The following is a 21,003-nucleotide window of genomic DNA, read 5'->3' as shown; positions in this document are numbered from 1 at the left end:
CCCCGCGCCCCGGCGCGGGGTTGTTCCCCCCAAAATAGGTGCCTCACTAATGGACAACCGAACCACAGCCCTGAACATGGTTCCGATGGTGGTCGAACAGACCAGCCGCGGCGAGCGCGCCTATGACATCTATTCGCGCCTGTTGAAAGAGCGTCTGATCTTCCTCGTGGGCCCGATCGACGATCACATGGCCAACGTGGTGGTGGCGCAGCTGCTGTTCCTGGAAGCGGACAACCCGGAAAAGGACATCAGCATCTACATCAACTCGCCCGGTGGCGTGGTCACCGCCGGCATGGCGATCTACGACACCATGCAGTACATCAAGCCGGACGTGAGCACCATCTGCGTCGGCCAGGCCGCCTCCATGGGCGCCCTGCTGCTGGCCTCGGGTGCGGCCGGCAAGCGCTATGCACTGCCGAACTCGCGCGTGATGATCCACCAGCCGCTGGGCGGCTTCCAGGGTCAGGCCACGGACATCGACATCCATGCCCGCGAAATCCTGACCCTGCGTTCGCGCTTGAACGAAGTGCTGGCCAAGCACACCGGCCAGTCGCTGGAGACCATCGCCCGGGATACCGAGCGCGACAACTTCAAGAGCGCGGCCGATGCCGTGGCCTACGGCCTGGTCGATCAGGTCCTGGAGCGTCGTCCGGAAGAGTCGATCCAGCCGGCGTAAGGTTGTGCCAGGCTGGGAAACCGGCTTGTTTCCACCGGGTCGGGCAGGACTGGCGTCCTCCTGACCCTGTGCTATTCTCGAATCGAACCCCCGTTCAGTCGGGTGGGGTAACTGGGTAAGCGAAGCATGAGCGAAGACCGCCAAGGTCGTTCCACGGACACCGGCAAGATCCTCTACTGCTCTTTCTGCGGAAAGAGCCAGCATGAGGTGCGCAAGCTGATTGCGGGTCCGAGCGTGTTCATCTGCGATGAATGCGTCGAGCTGTGCAACGACATCATCCGTGAGGAGCTGGAGGAGAAGGCGCAGTCGGCCCGCAGTTCGCTGCCCAAGCCGCGCGAGATCCTCGAGGTCCTGGACCAGTACGTGATCGGGCAGAACCGCGCCAAGCGGACCCTGGCCGTGGCCGTATACAACCATTACAAGCGCATCGAGAGCCGCCAGAAGAACGACGAGGTCGAACTGGCGAAGTCGAACATCCTGCTGGTCGGTCCGACCGGTTCGGGCAAGACGCTGCTGGCCGAAACCCTGGCCCGCCTGCTCAATGTGCCGTTCACCATGGCCGACGCCACCACGCTGACCGAAGCCGGTTACGTGGGCGAAGACGTGGAGAACATCATCCAGAAGCTGCTGCAGAAGTGCGACTACGACGTCGAGAAGGCACAGCAGGGCATCGTCTACATCGATGAAATCGACAAGATCTCGCGCAAGAGCGAGAACCCGTCGATCACCCGCGATGTGTCCGGCGAAGGCGTCCAGCAGGCCCTGCTGAAGCTGATCGAAGGCACCGTGGCCAGCGTGCCGCCGCAGGGCGGTCGCAAGCACCCGCAGCAGGAATTCCTGCAGGTGGACACCAAGAACATCCTGTTCATCTGTGGCGGCGCGTTTGCCGGCCTGGACAAGGTGATCCAGCAGCGTTCGAACGATTCGGGCGGCATCGGGTTCGGTGCCAAGGTGAAGAGTTCCGAGCGCAAGCAGGAAGTGGGCAAGATCCTGGCCGAAGTCGAGCCGGAAGATCTGATCAAGTTCGGCCTGATTCCGGAGTTCGTCGGCCGCCTGCCGGTCGTGGCGACGCTGGAAGAGCTGGACGAGGCCGCCCTGGTGCGCATCCTCACCGAGCCGAAGAACGCCATCACCAAGCAGTTCAAGAAGCTGTTCGAGATGGAGCACGTCGAGCTGGAGTTCCGTCCGGACGCACTGGCCGCCATTGCCCGCAAGGCGCTCAAGCGCAAGACCGGTGCCCGCGGCCTGCGTACGATCGTCGAATCGGTCCTGCTGGACACCATGTATGACCTGCCCTCGGCAGAGAACGTCAGCAAGGTGGTGGTGGACGAATCGGTGATCGAGCACAAGTCCGAACCGTACCTGATCTACCAGACGCCACCGGCGCCTGAACAGAAGGCGGCTGGCGCTGAATAATCAGTTCAAGTAATTGAATTGATAGAATTTTTTCAGAACAGCTTGCATCTAGAAGCCGATGGCCCCATAACGAGGCCATCGGCTTTTTTTGTATCCGGGCGAGGCGCCCGGAGGCCATCCCCACTGTTCCACTGGAGCCCACATGGCCCGTTCCCCAACTGAGACTCTCGACCTGCCGGTACTGCCGCTGCGTGACGTGGTGGTGTTCCCGCACATGGTCATTCCGCTGTTCGTCGGCCGTGACAAGTCCATGCATGCGCTGGAGCAGGCGATGGAAGCGGACAAGCGCATCCTGCTGCTCGCGCAGAAGTCCGCCGAGACGGATGATCCGTCCGCCGCCGATCTGTACCAGGTCGGCACGCTCGCCCAGGTCCTGCAGCTGCTGAAGCTGCCCGATGGCACCATCAAGGTGCTGGTCGAGGGGCTGTCGCGCGTCAACGTCACCGACGTGACCGAGCGCGATGGCTCGCTGCACGGCGTGGGCATGGAAATCGAATCGGACGAATCGCGCGAGCCGCGCGAGATCGAGGCGATCGCCCGGTCGTTGATGTCGCTGTTCGAGCAGTACGTCAAAACCAACCGCAAGCTGCCGCCGGAGCTGCTGCAGACCTTGGCTGGCATCGATGAGCCCGCGCGCCTGGCCGATACCATCGCCGCGCACATCAGCGTGCGCCTGGCCGACAAGCAGCGCCTGCTGGAAACGCTGCAGATCGGTGACCGCCTGGAAATGCTGGTCGGCCTGGTCGACGGCGAGATCGACGTGCAGCAGATGGAAAAGCGCATCCGCGGCCGCGTGAAGTCGCAGATGGAAAAGAGCCAGCGCGAGTACTACCTCAACGAGCAGATGAAGGCCATCCAGAAAGAACTGGGTGACCTGGATGACGCACCCGGCGAGATGGACGAACTGGCCCGCAAGATCGCCGAGGCGGGCATGCCCAAGCCGGTCGAGACCAAGGCCAAGGCCGAGCTCAACAAGCTCAAGCAGATGTCGCCGATGTCGGCTGAAGCCGCCGTGGTGCGCAACTACCTGGATTGGCTGCTGGGCGTGCCGTGGAAGAAGCGCAGCAAGGTCCGCAAGGACCTCAAGGCCGCGCAGGACACGCTGGATGCCGATCACTTCGGTCTGGACAAGGTCAAGGACCGCATCCTGGAATACCTGGCGGTGCAGTCGCGCGTGAAGCAGATGAAGGGCCCGATCCTGTGCCTGGTCGGCCCGCCCGGCGTGGGCAAGACCTCGCTGGGCCAGTCCATCGCCAAGGCGACCAACCGCAAGTTCGTGCGCATGAGCCTGGGTGGCGTGCGCGACGAGGCCGAGATCCGCGGGCACCGTCGTACCTACGTCGGCTCCATGCCGGGCCGCATCGTGCAGAACCTCAACAAGGTCGGCAGCAAGAATCCGCTGTTCGTGCTCGATGAGATCGACAAGATGTCGATGGACTTCCGTGGGGATCCGTCGTCGGCGCTGCTGGAAGTGCTCGATCCGGAGCAGAACAACGCGTTCAACGATCACTACCTGGAAGTGGATCTGGACCTGTCCGAAGTGATGTTCGTGGCGACCTCCAATTCGCTCAACATCCCCGGCCCGCTGCTGGACCGCATGGAAGTGATCCGCATCCCCGGCTACACCGAGGATGAGAAGCTCAACATCGCCATGCGCTACCTGGTGCCCAAGCAGATCAAGGCCAACGGCCTGAAGCCGGAAGAGCTGGAGATCGAGGCCGACGCGATCCAGGACATCGTGCGCTATTACACGCGCGAATCCGGCGTGCGCAACCTCGAGCGCGAAGTCGCCAAGATCTGCCGCAAGGTGGTCAAAGAGATCGCGCTCGCCGGTCCGGTCGCCCCGGCCAAGCCGGCCAAGGCCACCAAGAAGGCCAGTGCGAAGAAGAAGGCGCTGGTGGTGGTCAACGGCAAGAATCTGGACAAGTACCTGGGCGTGCGTCGCGTCGATTTCGGCCGTGCCGAAGAGCAGAACGAAGTGGGCCTGGTCACCGGCCTGGCCTGGACGGAAGTCGGCGGCGACCTGCTGCAGATCGAATCCACGCTCGTCCCGGGCAAGGGCCAGCTGATCCTGACCGGCCAGCTCGGCAACGTCATGAAGGAATCCGCCTCGGCGGCCCTGTCGGTGGTGCGTTCGCGTGCCGAGCGGCTGGGCATCGACAACGAGTTCCTGCAGAAGCACGACGTGCACGTGCACGTACCCGATGGCGCCACGCCCAAGGATGGCCCCAGCGCGGGTATCGCCATGGTCACCTCGCTGGTGTCCACGCTGACCAAGGTGCCGATCCGGGCCGAAGTGGCGATGACCGGCGAGATCACCCTGCGCGGTCGTGTCACCGCCATTGGCGGCCTCAAGGAGAAGCTGCTGGCGGCGCTGCGTGGCGGCATCACCACGGTCATCATCCCCGAGGAGAACCGCAAGGATCTGGCCGATATCCCCGCCAATGTCACCCGTGATCTGAAGATCGTGCCGGTGAAGTGGATCGAGGAAGTGCTAGACCTGGCCTTGGAGACGCCGCTGACTGCACCGAAGCCCAAGAAAGATGGGCAGCGTGTCACGGTACGTGGCAAGTCCAAGACAGCTTCCACCACGCGCGTCAAGCATTGACGCGCGCTGTCCAAGTGCCCGAAACCCGCGTCGTTATTGGCTTTTCAGCTTGCGCGGGTAGGGGGGCACTGGTATAAAAGCACCACTCGTGAGTCAGCGTCATGCTGAATTCGGCGAACAGAGAACTTCACTGGCATCCGGCGGCGTATCGTCCTCGGGTGTCTCAATGTTGAATCCGCGGAATCCCCGCCAAAGGAGCTGTAGAGAATGAACAAGACCGAATTGATCGACGCTGTTGCTGAAGCCGCCGACCTGACCAAGGCCGAGTCCAGCCGCGCCGTTGATGCCGTCATCGCTTCCGTCACCAAGGCCCTGAAGGGCGGTGACGCGGTGACGCTGGTGGGCTTCGGCACGTTCCAGGTCCGCGACCGCGCTGCCCGTACCGGCCGCAACCCGAAGACCGGCGACACCATCAAGATCGCTGCGTCGAAGAATCCGTCGTTCAAGGCTGGCAAAGCCCTGAAGGATGCCGTAAACTAAGCGGCTTGCTGGGGTGCTTAGCTCAGCGGTAGAGCGTCTCCTTTACACGGAGAGGGTCGGGGGTTCGAAACCCTCAGCACCCACCAGGCACTGCCAGTAAAAGTTTTGAAATGTGGAGCGGTAGTTCAGCTGGTTAGAATGCTGGCCTGTCACGCCGGAGGTCGCGGGTTCAAGTCCCGTCCGCTCCGCCAGTTTCAATAGGGCCCCTGAGCGATCGGGGGCCTTGTTTTCTCCAGCGACGCAGGTCGCGGTGGAAACAAAAGCGGTTTAGTGCGGAGCGGTAGTTCAGCTGGTTAGAATGCTGGCCTGTCACGCCGGAGGTCGCGGGTTCAAGTCCCGTCCGCTCCGCCAGTTTTAAAAAAACCTCGAAAAAAGCAGTATTTCGGGGTGGGCAATCTGAATATCTTCGGATAGAATGAGCGCCTGCAAAGTTTCAAGTGCGGAGCGGTAGTTCAGCTGGTTAGAATGCTGGCCTGTCACGCCGGAGGTCGCGGGTTCAAGTCCCGTCCGCTCCGCCAATCTTTGAAGAGCCCTTGGTGAAAACCAAGGGCTTTTTTTTGTTTTCAATTCAGCGCATCGATCAACGGCGCGCGACTGACCGTGCATCCGTTGCCATGACCGGGCGTGGGACACTGTGGATCGGGCCGGGGCGGCCGATGCGGGCACTTTTGGAGCCTGCCGCGAAGCGGGTTACACTGCCGGGCTCGCCAATCAGGCCTTGATTTTTCCCATGCTGCAGAAACTTCGCGACAAGACCTCGGGCTGGATCGTTACCGTGATCCTGGGGCTGCTGATGATTCCGTTCCTGTTCGTGATCGACTCCAGCTACCTCGGTGGCGTCGGCTCGCAGAACGTGGCCAAAGTGGCCGCCCCGCCGACCTGGTGGAAGTCCGCCCCGTCGTGGTGGCCGGTCTCGTTCCTGTGGCAGCACCACGAAATCAGCTCCAACGATTTCCGCGTGCGCTTCGAGCAGGCGCGCCAGCAGGCACGCCAGGAACAGGGTGAGGATTTCGATCCACGCCAGTTCGAAAGCACCGAAAGCAAGCTGGCCGTGCTCGATCAGATGATCGATGAGCAGGTTGTGCGTCTGGCCGGCGAACAGTCCGGCATCGTGATCGGCGATGGTGCCGTGCGCGAGTACATTGCCTCGATCCCGGCCTTCCTGGACGCGGACGGCAAGTTCAACCAGGACAACTACCGCATCGCCCTGGCCAGCGGTAATCCGCCGCGCACGCCGACGCAGTTCGAAGCGCTGGTGCGCGAGAGCATCCAGCAGTCGATCATCCCGTCGGCCCTGCAGCGTTCGGGGTTCACCACCCAGAGCGAAGCCGAGCGCCTGATGAAGCTGCTCGGTGAAACGCGTGACGTGGAGCTGGCCGCGCTGCCGGAAACGCCGGCCGATACCGCCGAAGTGACCGACGCGCAGATCAAGCAGTGGTACGACAGCCACACCAAGGATTTCCGCCAGCCGGAAACCGTGTCGCTGGAATACGTCGAGATCAACGGCGCGAACCTGCCGGCTGCAGCGCCGGCCGATGAGGCGACGCTGCGCAAGCGCTACCAGGATGAGAAGGCACGCTTTGCCACGCCGGAACAGCGTCTGGCCTCGCACATCCTGATCACCGCAGATGGCAACGATCCGGCCAAGCTGAAGGCGGCCGAAGAGAAGGCCACGCGTATTGCTGCGGAAGCCAAGGCGCCGGGTGCCGATTTCGCCGCGCTGGCCAAGGCCAACTCGGAAGACCCCGGTTCCAAGGACGCCGGCGGCGATCTGGGCTGGGTGGAACACGGCGCGATGGTCAAGCCGTTCGAAGACGCGCTGTTCGCCATGAAGACGGGCGACGTGGTTGGGCCGGTGAAGACCGAATTCGGTTTCCATGTGCTCAAGCTGCGCGAGACCAAGGGGGGCGAAGGCCGCGCGTTCGAGGACGTGCGTGACCAGCTGGCTGCCGAACAGCTCAAGGCCGATACCGATCGCGTGTTCACTGAACTGAGTGGCCGCCTGGTGGATCTGGTCTACAAGAACCCGACCTCGCTGGAAGGCCCGGCCAAGGACATGAGCCTGCCGGTGCAGACGATCGGTCCGTTCACCCGCGCCACCGCCAGTGGCATCGCGGCCAACCCGGCGGTGCTGCGTGCGGCGTTCTCCGACATCCTGACCCAGGATGGCACGGTGAGCGACCCGATCGAGCTGGGCCCGAACCACAACGTGATGATCCGCGTGACCGAGCACAGCCCGGAGCAGGCGCTGCCGCTGGCCAAGGCCCGTGAACAGGTCATCGCCGCGATCCATGCTGACCGCACCCGCCAAGCCTCCGAGAAGGCCGTGGATGCCGTGCTGGCCAAGCTGAAGGCCGGGCAGACTCTGCAGGCGCTGGCGACCAGCGACAAGCTGCAGATCAGCCCGCTGCCGGGCCTGCCGCGCACCCAGCCGGTGCCGACCCCGGAGATCAACCGCGCGGTGTTCAGCGCGCCGCTGCCGGCTGAAGGCAAGCCGAGCTACGGCAAGGTCGCCGTGCAGGGCCGCTACGTGATCTACGCGGTGACCAAGGTCACCCCGGGCAACGTGGCTGAAGTGGACGCCGCCCAGCAGCAGCAGCTCAAGGAGCAGCTGAGCCAGATCGACGGCATGGCCGCCGCCAAGGCCTACGTCGAAGCGATGCGCAAGCACTTCAAGGTGCAGACCGAAGAAGCCAACCTGTAACCGGGTCGGCGTCTGCTGAACAATAAAAAGCCCGGCCATGCCGGGCTTTTTGTTGTTGAAAACGACACTGCCCGGCGGAACCGGGCAGTGTCGTTACCAGCAATAGGATCCGCCCGCGCTCAGTCTTCGACGCGCAGCACCGCTCCCGGCTTGAGCACGCTGCTGCCACTGAGCCCATTGAGCGACAGCAGCGCCTTCAACGGCATCCCGTAACGGCGCGCGATGGTCCAGGGCGACTCGCCATCGCGTACGGTGTGGCGGCGGCTGCGCGGGCGGTCCGCGCTGGCCACGGTGCGCGTGGCTACCGGGCCGGGCGCCGTACGCGCCGCCGTGGTGTCGGCCGGTGCGCTCGGTGCCATCGCAATGGCGGCCACGCTGGCGCTGGCATCCACCGGCGCATGCGCGGTCGGGGCCAGAACCGTCACCTGGCCGCTCGGGCGGCCCTTGCCGGTGGCCAGGGCCGGATTGAGCCGGGCGATGCGGGCCGGATCCAGATCGCGCTGCTGGGCCCACTGCTGGACGCTGGTGCCGGCCGGCAGGGTGTGGCCCTTCAGCACCGGCACGGTGCGGTCCAGCGAGGCCATCACCGCCGGCTCGGTTTCCGCGTCTTCCAGGACGCAGGCCAGCGCATGCAGCTTCTCGACATAGGCATAGGTGACCGGCGACAGCCCCGGCAGCTCGGCCGGGCGCGCGTTCTGCGCATTCATGCCGGCCTTGCGCAGCGACTGCAGCACCCGGTACTCACCGGCGTTGTACGCCATGGTGGCCAAGCGCCAGTCGCCGCCGAACATGCCGTGCAGGGTCTTGAGGTAGCGCACCGCGGCTTGGGTGGAATCCACGGCCGAGAGGCGGCCGTCATAGCCCGGGGTCATCTGCACGCGGTGGTTCTTGGCGGTGGTGGCGATGAACTGCCACAGCCCGGCCGGGCCGCTGCCATTGCGGGCGTTGGGCCGGTAGCCACTTTCCACGAAGGGAATCAGCGCGAATTCGGTCGGCAGATCGGATTTGCGCAGCTCTTCGACCACGTAGCCGAACAGCACCAGCGCATCATCGTCCTGGTTGGCCAGCCGCGAGGGGGCATGTGCGAACTGCTTCTGCCAACGCGGGCTGGTCGCCTCGGCGTCGCAGGTGGGTTCGGCCAGGCCATCGCGGAAGCTGGCAAAGATCTCCTGCCCGTTGCGCACCGAGGCCGGCGGCAGGGCCGCAGCGGTCAGGGGAAGGGAGGACAGGCCGGCCACGTTCTGCGACATGCCGGCGGTCAACGACTGGGCGCCCGCGCTGCCGGCCACGGCGATCGCCAGGCCCAGCGCGAGCGGCAACAATCGCCGACTCATGTTCGGAATCCGTCTTTCCAGTGTCGCAGGCCTGCGACAACATCGACTTCATCGGTTACGGGACGCCCAAGATGGGCGCTGACAGCCGCCTGGATGGCGGGGGTGTTCGTACGCAGGAACGGATTGCATTCCAGCTCGCTTGCCAGTGAAACCGGCAGCGTGGGCAGGTCATCGCGGCGCATGGCCAAGGCCTCCTCATGGCGCTGCGACAGCGCAGCGTTGGTGGGGTCTACATGCCGCGCGAAGACGGCATTGGACAGGGTGTACTCATGGGCGCAACAGACCATCAGTTGCGCTGGCAGGGACGCCAGCTTCCGCAGAGATGCCAGAAGCTGGGGAGGCGTACCTTCGAACATGCGCCCACAGCCCAGGCTGAACAACGCATCGCCGCTGAAAAGGTGTTCAGCGGTGTGAAACGCAATATGGCTCCGGGTGTGCCCGGGCACGGATACTACGTGGAACCCGAGCCCCAATGCCTGAACGCATTCACCTTCAGCCACCCGGTCGGCGGGGACCGCGATGCGCGGTTCCACCGGTGCGTAGACCTCCACCGCGGGAAAACGGGCCTGCAGCTCGGCCACGCCGCCGATGTGGTCGTCGTGGTGGTGGGTCAACAGAATGCTGTGGGGAACCCATCCCTGCTGCGCTGCGGCGGCCAGAACGGGGTCGGCCTGGCCGGGGTCGATGACCACGGCGCGGCCGTCGTCGGCGACCAGCGCCCAGATGTAATTGTCCGCAAACGCGGGTAGGGCAGTCAGTCGCATAGAATTGGACCATGCCCCCCGCGTTGAGCCCCCGTCAAGCGATAGTCGCATCCTGGTTTGATACTGAACCGGCACACGCCTTGTGTCGGTTGGAATCGGAGCGGTTGCGCAGCCTGTTGGCCGAGCGCCCGGTCAACCCGTGGTTGTGGGTGGCGCCGACGCCTGGCTGGCTCGAGTGCGTGGATCTGCCCGGCCGCGGCCTGCGCCTGTACCGCCAGGGCGCCGAGTATGCCGGCGATGTCCAGTGCGCTCTGCCGCTGCCGCTGCCGGACGAGAGCGTCAATGCCATCGTGCTGCAGCACGTCACCGCCCGTGACGCCGAACAGCTGATTGCCGAGTGCGCGCGCGTGCTGATGCCCGGGGGGCGACTGTGGCTGTCCACCCTCAACCCGTTCAGCCCGTACCGCCGCCAGTGGCGCCATCACGGGCTGGTCGTGCGCAGCCCGCAGCGGCTGCGGCACACCCTCACGCAGGCCGGCCTGAGCTGCGAGGACCTGCACTACCTCGGCCCGATGTGGCGCAACCGCTCGCCGGGCCGGCGCGACCTCGCCCCGCTGCGGGCCGCCTGCCTGTTCACCGCTGAAAAACGCACTCTGGCATTGCCGGGACCGACGCCCGTGGCCGTGCCACGTTGGCACGGCACGGTTGCCACCTGATCTGGAATGGAATGAAGACGATAGAAATCCACACCGACGGTTCCTGCCTCGGCAATCCCGGCCCTGGCGGCTGGGCGGCGTTGCTGCGCTACAACGCGCACGAGCGCGAACTGAGCGGTGGCGAAGCGCATACCACCAACAACCGCATGGAGCTGATGGCGGCCATCTCAGGGCTGGAAGCCCTCACCGAGCCGTGCAACATCGTGCTGTTCACCGATTCGCAGTACGTGCGCCAGGGCCTGACCGAGTGGATGCCTGGCTGGATCCGCAAGAACTGGAAAACCGCCGGCGGCTCGCCGGTCAAGAACCGCGAGCTGTGGGAGCGCCTGCACGCGGCCACGCTCAAGCACACCATCGACTGGCGCTGGGTCAAGGGCCATTCCGGCGACCCGGACAACGAGCGCGTGGACCAGCTGGCGCGCGACGCCGCGATCCGGATCCGCGCCGCCGGCCCGGTACACTGAGCCCATGCGTCAGATCATCCTTGATACCGAAACCACCGGCCTGGAGTGGCGGAAGGGCAACCGCATCGTCGAAATCGGCTGTGTGGAACTGCTCGAGCGCCGCCCCAGTGGCAACAACTACCACCAGTACCTCAAGCCGGACTGCGAGTTCGAACAGGGCGCGCAGGAAGTCACCGGCCTGACCCTGGAGTTCCTGGCCGACAAGCCGGACTTCGCCCAGGTCGTCGATGACTTCCTCGCCTATATCGACGGCGCCGAGCTGATCATCCACAACGCGGCGTTCGATCTGGGCTTCCTGGACAACGAGCTGTCGCTGCTGGGCGATCACTACGGCAAGATCACCGACCGCTGCACGGTGATCGATACGCTGAAGATGGCGCGTGAGCGATTCCCCGGCCAGCGCAACTCGCTGGATGCGCTGTGCCGCCGCCTGGGCGTGGACAACGCCCACCGCCAGCTGCACGGCGGCCTGCTCGATGCGCAGATCCTGGGCGATGTCTACATCGCGCTGACCTCGGGCCAGGAAGAAATCGGCTTCGGCTCGGCCGATGACCAGAAAACCGGCAGCGCCCACGCGCAGACCTTCGACACCTCGCGCCTGCTGCCCCGCCCGCGCGTGGTCGCCACGGCCTCGGAGCGGGAGGCGCACGAAGCGCGCCTGGCCAAGCTGCGCAAGAAGGCCGGCCGCGCAATCTGGGATGGTGAACCCGAGGCGGCGGAAGCGGTCAGCGCCTGATGGCCCGACCCCGGCGGTAGATCCCGACCGTAGGTCGGGATCCCTGCCTCAATGGCATCGCACCAGAATCACGGTGATGTTGTCCGAGCCGCCGCCATCCAGCGCGGCGGCGACCAGGGTATCCACGCATTCCTGCGCACTGGCATCGTCGAAGGCGAGGGTGCGGGCGATGCCCTTGTCCTCGACCTCTTCGGTCAGCCCGTCACTGCACAGCAGCAGCTGCATGCCCGGGCGCAGCTCACCGGTGGTGGTCGCCACATTCAGATGTGCCGGATCGGTCACCCCCAGCGCCTGGGTCACCACATTGCGATGCGGGTGCGCGCGGGCCTGCTCGGCGGTCAGATTGCCCTGGGCGACCAGTTCCTGGACCACGCTGTGATCCTGGCTGAGCTGGGCCAGCTTGCCGTCGCGCCACAGGTACGCGCGGCTGTCGCCGACCCACGCCACCTCATACCGATTGCCCTGTACACGGGCCGCCACCACGGTGGTACCCATCGGCAGACTGTCGTTGCGGCGGCGCGAGGTGCGGATGATTTCCTCATCGGCGATCCGGATCGCATGCGCCAGCGTCGCCCCGCGGCGGATCTCGCGCACGATGGTTTCGCGCGCCAGCGCACTGGCCACCTCACCGCAGGCGTGCCCGCCCATGCCATCGGCGACCAGCCACAGCGCCAGTTCGCCATCCCCGTAATACGTATCCTCATTGAGGTCACGGCGCAGGCCGGGGTGGGTCAGGTGTCCGAATTCGATCATGAAGGCGCGTGCCGGTGAGGATTGCGAGGGATAACGGCATGATCGCGGCCCGCCGGACATCCGGCAAGGCATCCATACAGAAGAAATTCACTTCTTTGCCCGCAATGACTTGTCGCCAGCGCGTCCTACCCGTATCATTCGCGTCCCGGTTCGCCGGGACCATCTGGAGAGGTGGCAGAGCGGTTGAATGTACCTGACTCGAAATCAGGCAGGCGTTTATAGCGCCTCGGGGGTTCGAATCCCCCCCTCTCCGCCAGATAAAAAGAAAAGGGCTGCCCATCGGGCGGCCCTTTTCTTTTTATCCGGCCTGATGGGCGGACGAGAACCCCCGAAGGGGGTTCGACGGATTCGTCTGGAACGAATCCGGACAGACGAACGTCTGGCCCTGGAGCGCGCAAGCGCGGAAGGGCTGGGTGCATGGATGCACCCAGCAATCCCAATGAAGCGGCCACCCTGCTTCCGAAGCCCTCAGCGTCATCACCGACATACCCGGGCGCGTGGCGACGCGTTCATCCCATCGGCGTATCCAACTCCAGGCGGCGCGGCCCTGGAGCGCGCAGCGCGGAAGGGCTGGGTGCATGGATGCACCCAGCAATCCCAATGAAGCGGCCACGCCCTTACCCCACACCCCTCCAACATGCGCTCCGCTAAACTGCCCGCCTCACGTAACGGATCCCCACCATGACCGCTGAAATCCTCGTCCCCGTGTCCTTCGGTGAACTGCTCGACAAGATCTCGATCCTGCAGATCAAATCCGAGCGCATCAGCGACGAGGCCAAGCTGGCCAATATCCGCACCGAGCTGAGCGCGCTGGAAAAGACCTGGATGGCGCACCCGGCCGGGGTCAAGGACATCGCCCGCCTGCGTGCCGAGCTCAAGGCCGTCAACGAGCGCCTGTGGGATATCGAAGACAACATCCGCCTGCAGGACAAGGCCCAGGCCTTCGACGACCATTTCGTCGAACTGGCCCGCAGCGTCTACCAGCAGAACGACGAGCGCGCCCGCATCAAGAAGGACATCAACCTGGCGCTGGGCTCGCTCTACGTGGAAGAGAAGTCGTACAAGGATTACGCGCCGCGCGGCGCGTAATCGGCGACATAGCGCTCGAAAGCGGCAATGCCGTCCTCGACCGTGATCAGCTGCATCACGTCGTCGAATTCGACCTTCGCGCCCCATTTCAGTTCGCTGGCCGGCTTGCCCAGGAATCTGCGCGCCGCATCGTCGTAGCGGTCCACGCAGTAGCGGCGGTCGGAGTAGGGGCCGCTGCGGTGCGGGTTGCTGGCCGCGTGCAGGCCGAGCACCTTGGTGCCCATCGCGTTGGCGATATGCATCGGGCCCGAATCGGGCGTCATCACCAGTGCGGCGCGCGCCAACAGCGCCGGCAGCTGCTTCAGTGTGTCCTTGCCGACCAGATCCAGCGCCGGGGTGGTCAGCTGCGCCTGGATGGCATCGGCCATGCCGCGCTCCAGCTCGCTGCGCCCACCGCACAGCACCACCCGCCAGCCACGCGAGGTAGCGTGGTTGGCCACGGCCGCATAGCGGTCGGCATACCAGTTGCGGCGGACGTGGCTGGAGCAGGGCGAAATCATCAGCACCGGGCGGCCGTCGTCGGCCCACTGGGCATCGGCCCACTCGAACGCGGCCGGCGGCACGGCCAGGTCCCAGCTGACCTCGGTCTGCTTCAGGCCCAGCGGCTCGCAGAAGCTGCCGATCGCATCCAGCACGTGGATGCCGGGGCGGTCGGGGATGCGCTCATTGATAAACAGCCCGTGAAGGTCCTTGGACCGCGATTTGTCGTAGCCGATGCGGCGCTTGGCCGGCACGAAGGCGGACAGCACGTTGGCGCGGAAGGCTACCTGCATCTGCAGCAGTGCATCAAAGCGCCCGGCAGGGAGGCTGTCGCGCAGGGCGCGCATGCCGGCCAGGCCGGTTTTCTTGTCGTAGCTGTGGAAGGTCACGCCCGGCAGCCCATCGAGCAGCTTGTGGCCGGCCTTGTCGATGATCCAGTGCAGCGACACGCCGGGATCGGCCCGCTGCAGGGTGCGCACCAGCGGCACCACATGGGTCACGTCCCCCAGCGCGGACAAACGCAAAAGACACAAGGAAGAGGACGTTGGTGCCATGGTGTTGTTAGACTCGAAGGAATGGTCGCATTCGACGCCACTGAAGCGCTGACGCCCTGCCGCGATGGACGCGGTATCGGCGCCATTCTGTTCGACCGCGAAGCCTTGCGGCAAGCCGAGATGAGCCTGTTCGCGCCGGCCCACTGGGGCGAGCGGGCGCGACCGGTTGGCGATGGCGGCCGCGGCGGCGCCTGGTTCGTCGATGCGCCCTTCGGTCATGCCGTGCTGCGACAGTACCTGCGCGGCGGCCTGGCGGCCAAGCTCAGCCGGGACCACTACATCTGGCGTGGTGCCAACCGCACCCGCAGTTTTGCCGAGTTCCGCCTGATGCGTGCTCTGCGCGCGCAGAAGCTGCCGGTACCGCGACCGATCGCCGCGTTCTACATGCGCGAAGGCCTGCGCTACAAAGCGGCGATCCTGATGGAACGGCTGGAGGGCGTGCGCTCGCTGGCCGACCGCGCGCTGGTCGCCGGGCGCGGCGCCCCCTGGGAAGAGACCGGCCGGCTGATCGCGCGCTTCCACCGCGCCGGGCTGGACCATGCCGATCTCAACGCCCACAACATTCTGTTCGACGCCAACGGCCACGGCTGGCTGATCGATTTCGATCGCGGCGTGCTGCGCATTCCCGCCACGCGCTGGCGCGAGCGCAATCTCAAGCGGCTGCTGCGCTCGCTGATCAAACTGCGAGGTGAGCGCAGCCATGACGACGTCGAAAAGGACTACGCACGGCTGCGCCGCGCCTACGATCTGGCCTGGAACCGGGGTTACTGATGGACTGGACGCTGCGTTTCATGGGGGTCGGCAATGCGTCGGCCGTGCAGCTGGGTTCGCCGATGGCGGTGATCGAGCGTGACGGCCGCCCATGGCTGACCATCGATTGCGGCGGGGAAGGGCTGACCGCCTTCCAGGCGCAGTACAGGCATGTGCCGCAGGCGCTGTTCGTTACCCATGTACACCTGGACCATGTCGCCGGTTTCGAGCGATTGTTCGTCGATGCGTATTTCTCGCCGCAGCGTCGTGGGCGCATCCGCCTCTACGTGCCGGCGACGGTCGTGCCGCTGCTGCACAAGCGCGTGGCCGATTACCCGAACGTGCTGGCCGAGGGCGGTGCGAATTTCTGGGATGCCTTCCAGCTGATCGTGGTCGGCGACGCGTTCTGGCATGACGGGGTGCGCCTGGAGGTGTTTCCGGTGCGCCATCACTGGCCGGAAACCGCGTATGGCCTGCGCCTGAAGGGTGCGGTCACCTGGAGCGGGGATACCCGTCCGATTCCGGAAATGCTGGCGCGCTACGCCGACGACAACGAGCTGATCGCGCACGACTGCGGCCTGCACGGCAACCCGTCGCATACCGGCGTGGATGACCTGGAGCGTGAGTACACGCCCGAGCTGCAGGCGCGGATGATGCTGTACCACTATGCCAGCGAGAGCGACGGCGAGGCGCTGCGCCACCGTGGCCATCGTGTGGCCCTGCCCGGTGAGCGTGTGGCGCTGGCCACCCCGACCGCGATGCACGTGCTGGCCCAGGATCCTCCCTGAGCATGGACGACGCGCTGGCCGCCCATCTGCAGGCGCTCGAACGCGCGTTGCATGGGCCGACGGTTCGCGGTGATGTCGCGCAGTTGGCCGCGTTGTTGGATGACGACTTCCGCGAGATTGGCAGCTCGGGCGCGTGTTTCGACCGTGCTGCTGCATTGGCCGAGATTCCGCGCGAGCGTGCGCAGGTGGAGATCGTGTCCAGCGATTACGACATCGCTCTGCTGGCCCCGACGCTCGCGCAGGTGCGCTACCGCAGTTGGTACGTGATCGACGGGGTGCGGCAGCGCGAGGTGCTGCGCAGCTCGCTGTGGCGACTGCGCGACGGGGCATGGCGGGTGGTGTTCCATCAGGGCACGCCCGCGGCGCCCTAGAGCGGCAGCAGCGCGTGGGAAATACCGGGGGCCTAAAAAGGTGGCGGCCCCGCCGGCTGACCTCGGCGCCCGCGTCGATCGATACCGTTGCTGCCTTCCGGCCCTGGCGGGATTTTCGACCTAGCGTCGCGAGGGGCCGACGGGGCCACCATAGAGACGTTCCGGCTGCAGGGCGATCAACGATCAGCCGGCCGCAGGCGGAAGGTGCACCGCAGGAACAGGCCCGGCAGTGCAGTCGCGCATTCTAGCGCATGCGTGGCACGCAGTGCCAGACGCGGAGGCTGAATCCTGTGTAGCCCGCTGTGGCACGGAACGGCCAATGTGCGGCCGGGTTGCTAAAATGCGCTGCACAGGAGGAACGGCCTCCCCCATTTCGGGAACCACTGACCAGGACGGCCTGGCCCCCATCAAGGAGGGCCGCATGGCCTGGATCTATCTGTTGGCAGCCGGTGTACTGGAAATCGTCTGGGCGTTCTCGATGAAGCAATCCGAGGGGTTCAGCAGGCTCACTCCCTCGATCATCACCCTCGTCACCATGATCGCCAGCTTCTGGCTGCTGTCACTGGCGATGCGCACGTTGCCGTTGGGCACCGCGTACACGATCTGGACCGGCATCGGCGCGGTCGGTGCGTTCGTGATCGGCATTACCTTCCTGGGCGAACAGGTCAGCGCGATGCGGATTGCCGCAGCGGTGTTGATCGTGAGTGGGTTGGTGTTGATGAAGTTGAGCAGCAGCTGAGGCGTTCAAAACGCACGCTGTGCGCTCGGGGGTAGAGCCACGCCATGCGTGGCTGACGTAACCCTGACGCACTCCGATCACTGGCGCCGCGCAGCGCGGCGCCAGTTCGAGCACCATCTCCACCGCATCCAGCCCGGGGCCGTGCCCATCGGGGGTGATGGAGGTGACGACGAAGCCGAGGCCGGCGTAAAAATCCTGTGTGTGCTGACTGGTGCTGAGCGTCACGCACTGGGCGCCGAGTGTTCTTGCGTGGGCCAGGCGTGCATGAGAAAGCTGCGTACCCAGGCCTTGGTGATGCCGGGTGCGGTCGACCATGCCCCAGCAGAAGGCCGCGCTGTGGTCGTTGTCGAGGGCGAGGCCGCCGCAGGCGACGAGGTGGCCGTTGTGTTCGATGACCAGATAGTCGTGGGCGCGGTCTGGGTGAAGTAGATAGTTGGCGAAGTCGTGGCGTTCGTGGGGGGCGAAGTAACGCGGCACGTTGGTGTCGAACAGGGCCAGGCAGGCCGGGGCGTCAGTTGGGGTGTAGGGGCGCAGGGTGGGCATGGGGGGACTTTGGCATGCTCCGCGTTGGGGTGGTCGGCTTCGGATACAGGGTGGTTGCTTCATTGGGATTGCTGGGTGCATCCATGCACCCAGTCCTTCCGCGCTGGCGCGCTCCAGGGCCGCGCCTCCCGGAGCTGGATGCGCCATTGGGATGAACGCGTCGCCACGCGCCCGGGAATGTCGGCGATGGCGCTGAGGGCTTCGGATACAGGGTGGCTGCTTCATTGGGATTGCTGGGTGCATCCATGCACCCAGCCCTTCCGCGCTGTCGCGCTCCAGGGCCAGCCATGCGGCTGTCCGGATTCGCTCCCGGCGAATCCGTCGAACCCCCGTCGGGGGTTCTCATACCCCTCTCCATGGTTTCGCACACTGCTACCGGAGCCGGATCAATGACGAACGTGAGAAACGCAAAAGGCCGCCCCGAAGGGCGGCCTTTTGCGTTTGTCTGGCGGAGAGAGGGGGATTCGAACCCCCGAAGCGCGGTTTAGACGCTTACACACTTTCCAGGCGTGCTCCTTCAACCGCTCGGACACCTCTCCGGACCTGCTGCGATAACCCGCTGCAGGGGCGCAGATTCTAGCGGGGGAATTGGAATCGCACAAGCGGTTCGTCACAAGGGGCAGGGGGGCTGGACAGGCGTGGCACAATGGTCGTCCCGATGAAGACGGTGGCCTGATGTCCTATCTCGTCCTTGCCCGCAAGTGGCGTCCGAAGCGTTTTGCCGAGCTGGTGGGCCAGGAACACGTGGTCCGTGCGCTCAGCAATGCGCTGGACAGCGGCCGGGTGCACCATGCGTTCCTGTTTACCGGCACCCGCGGGGTCGGCAAGACCACCATTGCCCGGATTTTCGCCAAGTCGCTGAACTGCGAGCAGGGCACCAGTGCCGATCCATGCGGTCAGTGCCCGGCCTGCCTGGATATCGACTCCGGCCGCTACATCGATCTGCTCGAGATCGATGCCGCGTCCAATACCGGTGTGGATGATGTCCGTGAGGTGATCGAGAACGCCCAGTACATGCCCTCCCGCGGCAAGTACAAGGTCTATCTGATCGACGAAGTGCACATGCTGTCCAAGGCGGCGTTCAATGCGCTGCTCAAGACGCTGGAAGAGCCGCCGGAGCACGTGAAATTCCTGCTGGCCACCACCGATCCGCAGAAGCTGCCGGTGACGGTGCTCTCGCGCTGCCTGCAGTTCAACCTGAAGCGGTTGGACGAGGACCAGATCCAGGGCCAGATGACCAAGATCCTGGCGGCCGAGGAAATCGAGTCCGACCCGACCGCGATCGTGCAGTTGGCCAAAGCCGCCGATGGCAGCCTGCGTGACGGCCTGTCGCTGCTGGATCAGGCGATCGCCTATGCCGGCGGTGCGCTGCGCGAGGATGTGGTGCGCGCGATGCTGGGTACGGTCGACCGCACCCAGGTCGCCGCAATGCTGGATGCGCTCGCCGATGGCGATGGTCCGCGCCTGCTGCAGACCGTGGCGCTGCTGGCCGAGTTCTCGCCGGACTGGAGCGGGGTGCTTGATGCCCTGGCCGAGGCCCTGCACCGGATCCAGGTGCAGCAGCTGGTGCCGGGCGCTGCGACGGCGGGCGAGGGCATCGATGCCGAGGCCTTCGCCCAGCGCCTGCGCCCGGAAGTGGTCCAGCTCTGGTATCAGATGGCCCTGGGTGGGCGCCGTGACCTGCACCTGGCCCCGAGCCCGCGCGCCGGGTTCGAGATGGCCGTGCTGCGCATGCTGGCGTTCCGTCCCGCCGCCGCGGTACCGCCCGTGCCCCGCGATCCGGGCACCGGGACCGACGTGAACAGGGGTGGCCAGGCCACCGGCCAAGGCACCGGCATGGCCGCTGCGGCAGCGACCGCGGCTGCTGTTTCGGCCGTGACGCCAGCCAAGGCCAGCGCCCCCGTCGCTCAGTCGGCCCCGGTGGCAGCCGTGGTTGCTCCGGTCTCCGCGGCGCCTGAGCCCGCACCGCCAGCACCGGAACAACCTGCGCCGGCCCCGACAGCCGCCGAGCCGGTCAAGCCGTCCAAGCCCACCGTCGCAGCGCCCGCTGCCGACGACGATCTGCCGCCGTGGCACCGTGAAAGCGATGCCGCCGATCGCGACGAAGCGCTGGCGGCCGAAATGGCTACACCGGATGCGGCCATGGTCGCCCCATGGGAAGCGCCGCCCGAGCGCGCCGTGGCACCGGCTGCTCCGGCACCAGTCCCGCAAGCGCCCGCCCCGGTGGCCCGTCCGCAGGGCATCGCCATCGCCCCCTCGGCGCCGGAGACCGCGCCATCGGAGGCACAGGGCGACCTGACCGCCGATGCGTGGCTGGAACTGGTGGCCGGCAGCCAGCTCAATGGCCCGTCCAAGCAGCTGGCCGCGCACTCAGCGTTCATCAGCTACCAGCACGGCGTCTTGAAACTGGCGATTTCGCCCGGATTTGAGTATTTGAGTTCGGACCGCTCGCAGGCGGCGCTGATCGCGGCGTTGACTGGCCCCTTGGGGCAGGCCCCGCGCCTGGTGATCGATACCGGTGCAGCCGGTGCCGAGACCCTGCATCAGCGCGCTGACCGTCAGCGTGGCGAACGCCAAACGGCGGCGGAAGCCGCTTTCATGGCCGATCCCTCGGTGCAGTTGCTGGTCCAGCAACACGGCGCCCGGGTCGTCGCCGATTCCATTCGTCCTTTTGAAGAGTAAAGACCCATGCGCGGCAATATCGCCCAACTGATGCAGCAGGCCCAGAAGATGCAGGAAAACCTGCAGAAGGCCCAGGAAGACCTCGCCAAGCTGGAAGTGACCGGCAGCGCCGGCGGCGGCATGGTCAGCGTGACCCTGACCGGCACCAAGGAATGCCGCAAGGTGCGCATCGATCCGTCGGTGCTGTCCGATGCGGAAATGACCGAAGATCTGGTGGCCGCTGCGTTCAACGACGCCTCCAACAAGATCGACGCCGAGTCGAAGAACCGCATGGGTTCGGCGACCGCCGGCATGCAGCTGCCCCCGGGCATGAAGCTGCCGTTCTGACCCACCGCCTGCGCCGGGTGTCTGCCTGGCGCGACCGTGGTGACCGCGCCGCGAAGCCCCCGGGCTTCGCGCGCTTGTTTCTGAGATGA

General features: G+C 65.6%; 19 protein-coding genes, 6 tRNA genes, 1 other RNA gene and 1 pseudogene. 20 read left to right on the top strand and 7 right to left on the bottom strand.

The features are described 5' to 3' along the window. Positions 1-49 precede the first annotated feature (49 nt). The 9 genes from clpP (at position 50) to AC13F7_RS09920 (ending at position 7,884) form a co-directional block, all read left to right on the top strand. Positions 50-676, top strand: coding sequence for an ATP-dependent Clp endopeptidase proteolytic subunit ClpP (gene clpP, locus AC13F7_RS09960; protein ID WP_019185804.1), 627 nt, complete (start codon positions 50-52; stop codon positions 674-676). A gap of 126 nt (positions 677-802) precedes the next feature. Beyond that, complete coding sequence (gene clpX / locus AC13F7_RS09955) at positions 803-2,092, top strand: ATP-dependent Clp protease ATP-binding subunit ClpX (RefSeq protein ID WP_019185803.1); 1,290 nt, start codon at positions 803-805, stop codon at positions 2,090-2,092. 142 nt (positions 2,093-2,234) lie between these two features. Further along, a complete protein-coding gene (lon, locus tag AC13F7_RS09950; protein ID WP_123728494.1) occupies positions 2,235-4,700 on the top strand; it encodes an endopeptidase La in 2,466 nt (821 codons plus the stop codon). Positions 4,701-4,907: 207 nt separating this feature from the next. After that, positions 4,908-5,180 carry an HU family DNA-binding protein gene (locus AC13F7_RS09945; RefSeq protein ID WP_019185801.1) on the top strand — a complete coding sequence of 91 codons (273 nt, stop codon included), beginning with the start codon at positions 4,908-4,910 and terminating at the stop codon, positions 5,178-5,180. 11 nt (positions 5,181-5,191) lie between these two features. Then, a tRNA-Val gene (locus AC13F7_RS09940) sits at positions 5,192-5,266 on the top strand. 28 nt (positions 5,267-5,294) lie between these two features. Next, a tRNA-Asp gene (locus tag AC13F7_RS09935) sits at positions 5,295-5,371 on the top strand. Between the two features lie 83 nt (positions 5,372-5,454). Beyond that, a tRNA-Asp gene (locus AC13F7_RS09930) sits at positions 5,455-5,531 on the top strand. 90 nt (positions 5,532-5,621) lie between these two features. Next, a tRNA-Asp gene (locus tag AC13F7_RS09925) sits at positions 5,622-5,698 on the top strand. Between the two features lie 212 nt (positions 5,699-5,910). Beyond that, positions 5,911-7,884 (top strand): peptidyl-prolyl cis-trans isomerase, encoded by a 1,974-nt coding sequence (locus tag AC13F7_RS09920; RefSeq protein ID WP_483000051.1) that lies wholly within the window; start codon positions 5,911-5,913, stop codon positions 7,882-7,884. A gap of 119 nt (positions 7,885-8,003) precedes the next feature. On the opposite strand, the gene AC13F7_RS09915 is transcribed toward AC13F7_RS09920, so the two are convergent. Continuing rightward, a complete protein-coding gene (locus AC13F7_RS09915) occupies positions 8,004-9,218 on the bottom strand; it encodes a lytic transglycosylase domain-containing protein (protein WP_483000049.1) in 1,215 nt (404 codons plus the stop codon). Next, positions 9,215-9,982 carry a hydroxyacylglutathione hydrolase gene (gene gloB / locus AC13F7_RS09910; RefSeq protein WP_483000047.1) on the bottom strand — a complete coding sequence of 256 codons (768 nt, stop codon included), beginning with the start codon at positions 9,980-9,982 and terminating at the stop codon, positions 9,215-9,217. The genes AC13F7_RS09915 and gloB overlap by 4 nt, the downstream gene beginning before the upstream one ends. Positions 9,983-9,993: 11 nt before the next feature. Here gloB and AC13F7_RS09905 point away from each other — a divergent pair, with 11 nt between their 5' ends. The 3 genes from AC13F7_RS09905 to dnaQ are packed head-to-tail and all read left to right on the top strand — an operon-like array spanning position 9,994 to position 11,838. Then, positions 9,994-10,638: a class I SAM-dependent methyltransferase gene (locus AC13F7_RS09905; RefSeq protein ID WP_481470143.1), complete on the top strand. Its 645-nt coding sequence runs from the start codon at positions 9,994-9,996 to the stop codon at positions 10,636-10,638. 11 nt (positions 10,639-10,649) lie between these two features. Then, entirely contained in the window at positions 10,650-11,102 is a 453-nt protein-coding gene (gene rnhA / locus AC13F7_RS09900) for a ribonuclease HI (protein ID WP_121042991.1), read from the top strand. Between the two features lie 4 nt (positions 11,103-11,106). Further along, positions 11,107-11,838, top strand: coding sequence for a DNA polymerase III subunit epsilon (gene dnaQ / locus AC13F7_RS09895; protein ID WP_481470144.1), 732 nt, complete (start codon positions 11,107-11,109; stop codon positions 11,836-11,838). A 48-nt stretch (positions 11,839-11,886) separates the two neighbouring features. On the opposite strand, the gene AC13F7_RS09890 is transcribed toward dnaQ, so the two are convergent. Beyond that, a complete protein-coding gene (locus tag AC13F7_RS09890; RefSeq protein ID WP_019185793.1) occupies positions 11,887-12,591 on the bottom strand; it encodes a PP2C family protein-serine/threonine phosphatase in 705 nt (234 codons plus the stop codon). Between the two features lie 165 nt (positions 12,592-12,756). On the opposite strand from AC13F7_RS09890, the gene AC13F7_RS09885 reads away from it, so the two are divergent. Together AC13F7_RS09885 and AC13F7_RS09880 are read left to right on the top strand one after the other, a co-directional pair. Further along, a tRNA-Ser gene (locus AC13F7_RS09885) sits at positions 12,757-12,847 on the top strand. Between the two features lie 425 nt (positions 12,848-13,272). Next, entirely contained in the window at positions 13,273-13,680 is a 408-nt protein-coding gene (locus AC13F7_RS09880; RefSeq protein WP_019185792.1) for a DUF6165 family protein, read from the top strand. Here AC13F7_RS09880 and AC13F7_RS09875 read toward each other — a convergent pair. Next, positions 13,659-14,714 carry a glycosyltransferase family 9 protein gene (locus tag AC13F7_RS09875; protein ID WP_483000044.1) on the bottom strand — a complete coding sequence of 352 codons (1,056 nt, stop codon included), beginning with the start codon at positions 14,712-14,714 and terminating at the stop codon, positions 13,659-13,661. The genes AC13F7_RS09880 and AC13F7_RS09875 overlap by 22 nt on opposite strands. A gap of 21 nt (positions 14,715-14,735) precedes the next feature. Here AC13F7_RS09875 and AC13F7_RS09870 point away from each other — a divergent pair, with 21 nt between their 5' ends. Genes AC13F7_RS09870 through AC13F7_RS09860 form a run of 3 tightly spaced genes read left to right on the top strand, consistent with a single transcriptional unit; the run spans position 14,736 to position 16,623 of the window. Beyond that, the gene (locus tag AC13F7_RS09870; protein WP_088432881.1) at positions 14,736-15,485 is read left to right on the top strand and encodes a 3-deoxy-D-manno-octulosonic acid kinase; all 750 of its coding nucleotides are present in this window, start codon (positions 14,736-14,738) and stop codon (positions 15,483-15,485) included. Beyond that, positions 15,485-16,252, top strand: coding sequence for an MBL fold metallo-hydrolase (locus AC13F7_RS09865; RefSeq protein WP_483000042.1), 768 nt, complete (start codon positions 15,485-15,487; stop codon positions 16,250-16,252). Before AC13F7_RS09870 ends, AC13F7_RS09865 begins: the two co-directional genes overlap by 1 nt. 2 nt (positions 16,253-16,254) lie before the next feature. Further along, the gene (locus AC13F7_RS09860) at positions 16,255-16,623 is read left to right on the top strand and encodes a nuclear transport factor 2 family protein (protein ID WP_483000040.1); all 369 of its coding nucleotides are present in this window, start codon (positions 16,255-16,257) and stop codon (positions 16,621-16,623) included. A 46-nt stretch (positions 16,624-16,669) separates the two neighbouring features. On the opposite strand, the gene ffs is transcribed toward AC13F7_RS09860, so the two are convergent. Further along, positions 16,670-16,766, bottom strand: an RNA gene (ffs, locus tag AC13F7_RS09855) — signal recognition particle sRNA small type. A gap of 278 nt (positions 16,767-17,044) precedes the next feature. Between ffs and AC13F7_RS09850 the strand changes: the two genes are divergently transcribed. Then, the gene (locus AC13F7_RS09850; protein WP_019185787.1) at positions 17,045-17,362 is read left to right on the top strand and encodes a DMT family transporter; all 318 of its coding nucleotides are present in this window, start codon (positions 17,045-17,047) and stop codon (positions 17,360-17,362) included. 162 nt (positions 17,363-17,524) lie between these two features. Here AC13F7_RS09850 and AC13F7_RS09845 read toward each other — a convergent pair. Then, positions 17,525-17,905, bottom strand: a pseudogene (locus AC13F7_RS09845) (GNAT family N-acetyltransferase); the annotation flags it as partial. 446 nt (positions 17,906-18,351) lie between these two features. Next, positions 18,352-18,444, bottom strand: a tRNA-Ser gene (locus AC13F7_RS09840). A 136-nt stretch (positions 18,445-18,580) separates the two neighbouring features. On the opposite strand from AC13F7_RS09840, the gene dnaX reads away from it, so the two are divergent. Together dnaX and AC13F7_RS09830 are read left to right on the top strand one after the other, a co-directional pair. Beyond that, complete coding sequence (gene dnaX, locus AC13F7_RS09835; protein ID WP_483000038.1) at positions 18,581-20,587, top strand: DNA polymerase III subunit gamma/tau; 2,007 nt, start codon at positions 18,581-18,583, stop codon at positions 20,585-20,587. A 6-nt stretch (positions 20,588-20,593) separates the two neighbouring features. Next, positions 20,594-20,914 (top strand): YbaB/EbfC family nucleoid-associated protein, encoded by a 321-nt coding sequence (locus tag AC13F7_RS09830; protein ID WP_019185335.1) that lies wholly within the window; start codon positions 20,594-20,596, stop codon positions 20,912-20,914. The last annotated feature ends 89 nt before the right edge of the window (positions 20,915-21,003 follow it).

The organism is Stenotrophomonas sp. K-6 (assembly GCF_056861555.1).
Note: the sequence above shows the minus strand (reverse complement) of the source record. Positions and strands in the feature narration are given on the sequence as shown.

Bases quoted from the DNA above. Each gene is read 5' to 3' on its own strand.
- clpP (WP_019185804.1), top strand. From the start codon at position 50: ATGGACAACCGAACCACAGCCCTGAACATGGTTCCGATGGTGGTCGAA.
- clpX (WP_019185803.1), top strand. From the start codon at position 803: ATGAGCGAAGACCGCCAAGGTCGTTCCACGGACACCGGCAAGATCCTC.
- lon (WP_123728494.1), top strand. From the start codon at position 2,235: ATGGCCCGTTCCCCAACTGAGACTCTCGACCTGCCGGTACTGCCGCTG.
- AC13F7_RS09945 (WP_019185801.1), top strand. From the start codon at position 4,908: ATGAACAAGACCGAATTGATCGACGCTGTTGCTGAAGCCGCCGACCTG.
- AC13F7_RS09920 (WP_483000051.1), top strand. From the start codon at position 5,911: ATGCTGCAGAAACTTCGCGACAAGACCTCGGGCTGGATCGTTACCGTG.
- AC13F7_RS09915 (WP_483000049.1), bottom strand. From the start codon at position 9,218: ATGAGTCGGCGATTGTTGCCGCTCGCGCTGGGCCTGGCGATCGCCGTG.
- gloB (WP_483000047.1), bottom strand. From the start codon at position 9,982: ATGCGACTGACTGCCCTACCCGCGTTTGCGGACAATTACATCTGGGCG.
- AC13F7_RS09905 (WP_481470143.1), top strand. From the start codon at position 9,994: ATGCCCCCCGCGTTGAGCCCCCGTCAAGCGATAGTCGCATCCTGGTTT.
- rnhA (WP_121042991.1), top strand. From the start codon at position 10,650: ATGAAGACGATAGAAATCCACACCGACGGTTCCTGCCTCGGCAATCCC.
- dnaQ (WP_481470144.1), top strand. From the start codon at position 11,107: ATGCGTCAGATCATCCTTGATACCGAAACCACCGGCCTGGAGTGGCGG.
- AC13F7_RS09890 (WP_019185793.1), bottom strand. From the start codon at position 12,591: ATGATCGAATTCGGACACCTGACCCACCCCGGCCTGCGCCGTGACCTC.
- AC13F7_RS09880 (WP_019185792.1), top strand. From the start codon at position 13,273: ATGACCGCTGAAATCCTCGTCCCCGTGTCCTTCGGTGAACTGCTCGAC.
- AC13F7_RS09875 (WP_483000044.1), bottom strand. From the start codon at position 14,714: ATGGCACCAACGTCCTCTTCCTTGTGTCTTTTGCGTTTGTCCGCGCTG.
- AC13F7_RS09870 (WP_088432881.1), top strand. From the start codon at position 14,736: ATGGTCGCATTCGACGCCACTGAAGCGCTGACGCCCTGCCGCGATGGA.
- AC13F7_RS09865 (WP_483000042.1), top strand. From the start codon at position 15,485: ATGGACTGGACGCTGCGTTTCATGGGGGTCGGCAATGCGTCGGCCGTG.
- AC13F7_RS09860 (WP_483000040.1), top strand. From the start codon at position 16,255: ATGGACGACGCGCTGGCCGCCCATCTGCAGGCGCTCGAACGCGCGTTG.
- AC13F7_RS09850 (WP_019185787.1), top strand. From the start codon at position 17,045: ATGGCCTGGATCTATCTGTTGGCAGCCGGTGTACTGGAAATCGTCTGG.
- dnaX (WP_483000038.1), top strand. From the start codon at position 18,581: ATGTCCTATCTCGTCCTTGCCCGCAAGTGGCGTCCGAAGCGTTTTGCC.
- AC13F7_RS09830 (WP_019185335.1), top strand. From the start codon at position 20,594: ATGCGCGGCAATATCGCCCAACTGATGCAGCAGGCCCAGAAGATGCAG.